This is a genomic window from Bartonella sp. P12B (genome assembly GCF_055796185.1).
On sequence record NZ_JBTTDI010000040.1, the window covers coordinates 1 to 2908 of the forward strand.

Genomic DNA, 2908 nt, shown 5'->3' on the forward strand with positions numbered 1-2908 from the left:
TCACCAGCGTAATTGGACGCGTTTAAAAGACAAGGAAGCCGTTAAAACAGCTTTAGATGTTTTATGTCGTTGCAACTATCTTCGTGAAATCTCTGAAGACAAGGAGCAAAAAGGCGGTCGTCCCACCATGCGCTATGAATGGCATCCTTTGGTGAAAAATCAAAAGACACAACAATGAAGCACTTCTTAAGATACTCTCAAAACCTATAGCAAAAAATGTAAAAAGTTCTTTGTGCTAACAGATGTATAGAGCATAAAACGATGTCTTTTATAGGTTTTGAGGGTTCTTTTAGCCTCCCCCTTTAAAAAAAATTTTTAGTAAAAAATAAAAAGTGTTATATTTCAATAAGTTAATTTTTATCAATTTTCAAAAAACAACTGATGATTAACGATATGACGCATAAATACAACTAATATTATATGTTTTGAGGATTTTTGAGGGTTTTGAAGGTTTCATTTTATATTTATCAAATTACTCATTTTGATCTCTTAAAACACATATCGCATTTGTCTTAATTTCTCATAAAATGAATAGCAAATTTCACCACTTTGCTGTTTATAGGCTGTTTATAAGTGCATCTTGGTAAATTTTTTTGAAGCATTTGATCGGTTTTCACGCCATTTTGGTTTATTGGGTACTCGATATTTGTTCTAAATGTATTTATGAAATTCCATCATGATTCTTTGAATCTTATAAGGTAATGGAGTTTATTGAATAATGTCTCAAATCCTCAATTCTGATAATAAACAATCTTCTTTACGCTCTCTCTTACAATCTTATCGTAATAAAGCACAATCGCCCCGTGAATTAGGGACCCTTTTCGAAAATCTGGTCATGGCTTATTTGATCCATGATCCACTGCAATGCCAAGAATACGAAAAGGTTCAAACCTATTGCGACTGGGCTAAAGAGCGTGGGGAAGATGGTCGTGATATTGGAATTGATTTGGTTGCTAAAATCCGTGATCAAGAAAGCTATGCTGCCATCCAATGCAAATGCTATGACGCCTCTCATTGCATTAAAAAAGAAGATATTGATAGTTTTATCGCTGCCTCTGGAAAAAAGATCTTCTCCCGTCGCATTCTTATCGACAGCACTGAAAGTGATTGGAGTGATAATGCTTCTCATACCTGTGAAGGACAAGAAATCCGTATTCAACAGATTAATCTGTTTGATCTCGAAAAAAGCCAAATCGATTGGAGTACTTTTGAAGCAAAAGGAGATATTGTCCTTAAAGAGCAAAAGAGGAAAAAGCTTTTAGATCATCAGATAGAAGCGCTTAAAGATGTCTGTGAGGGTTTAAAAGAAGCCGATCGTGGCAAGCTGATTATGGCTTGTGGAACCGGTAAAACCTTTACGAGTCTTAAGATAGCAGAACAAATAGCCGGAAAAGGTAAGCGTGTTTTGTTTTTAGTGCCTTCTCTGGCTTTAGTCTCGCAAACGATACGAGAATGGACAGCGGATGCACAAGTCCCGTTGCGGTCCTTCGCGGTGTGTTCTGATACACACGTTGGCAAGCGGCATAAAAACCAAGAGGATGCTGCTGATTTTAACGCCTCTGATCTTGTCCTGCCTGCTACAACAAATCCACAAGAGCTTGCTAGCAAAGCCAATAAGACTTCTCCTGATGTGATGACTGTCGTGTTTTCGACTTATCATTCAATCCAAGTGATATCCGATGCACAAAAGAACTATAATTTACCTGAATTTGATCTGATCATTTGCGATGAAGCCCATAGGACAACGGGTGCTGTATTAGGGACAGACAACAGTGAATCGGAATTTGTTAAGGTTCATGATAACAGCATTGTTCAGGGCAAAAAACGTCTCTACATGACAGCAACTCCAAAGATCTTTACTGATAATGCCAAGAAACAAGCCAATGAGATTAATGCCGTGCTGGCTTCTATGGATGATGAAGATCTTTATGGAAAAACCCTTTACACTTATACCTTCTCAAAAGCCGTTCAGAATGACCTGTTAGCACCTTATAAGATTATTGTCTTGGGTGTAAATGAAGAAGCAGTGGCTCAATCCATTCAACATCTTATGACCGATGACAATTATGAACTTATTCTTGATGATAAGACCAAGATTGTAGGCTGTTATCAAGCTCTGAGTAAAATTGATTTGAAGGTTGATTTAAGCGATGACCCTAGCCCCATGCGGCGGGCTTTAGCTTTTTGTAAAGATATTAAAACCTCTGAACGCATTCGTGATACCTTCAATTCTGATGAAATTCAGTCTGAATTACGGACTCTTTATGAAAGCTATAAAAAGACGTCCCCTCTTCATTGTAGATTTGAACATATTGATGGAAAACAAAGTGCTAAAAAACGTAATCAAGCTCTTGATTGGCTAAAAGAAGATGCGGGGGAAAATGTTTGTCGTGTGTTAAGCAATGTCCGTTGTCTTTCTGAAGGTGTGGATGTTCCTGCTCTTGATGCGGTGATGTTTTTACACCCGCGCAAAAGTCATGTGGATGTCATACAGGCGGTGGGACGTATCATGCGCCGTGCCAAGGGCAAAAAAAGAGGCTATATCATTTTACCCGTTGGGGTTCCTGCGGGGATTTCTGCTGAACAGGCTTTAAGACACAACAAGAGATACAAAGTTGTCTGGCAAGTGATTAATGCTCTGCTTGCCCATGATGAGAATTTTGAGATAACCCTCAACCAGATGATTTTAGGGCAAGATGTAAGTCATACCCTAGAGATTCTTGCCTTAGACAGTATGACTGCGGTTGAGGATAAAATCTCAATCCATGAGAAATCAGAAAGTACAGGACTTCAGATTGGAAAACCTGCCTATGAACCTGCTCAAAGTGTTGGAGTACAAACAAGATTACCCTTTTTTAAAGAGTTCCGTAATGCTCTGATAACCCTTCTAACGAAGAAATTTGCCATT

Annotated in this window: 1 protein-coding gene; it reads left to right on the plus strand. The window is 38.4% G+C overall.

Translation table 11 applies throughout. From position 1 onward, the window contains the following. Positions 1 to 718: 718 nt before the first annotated feature. Positions 719 to 2908 (plus strand): restriction endonuclease (locus tag AC0QT1_RS08400; RefSeq protein ID WP_473202107.1); only part of this gene is annotated, 2190 nt, incomplete at its 3' end.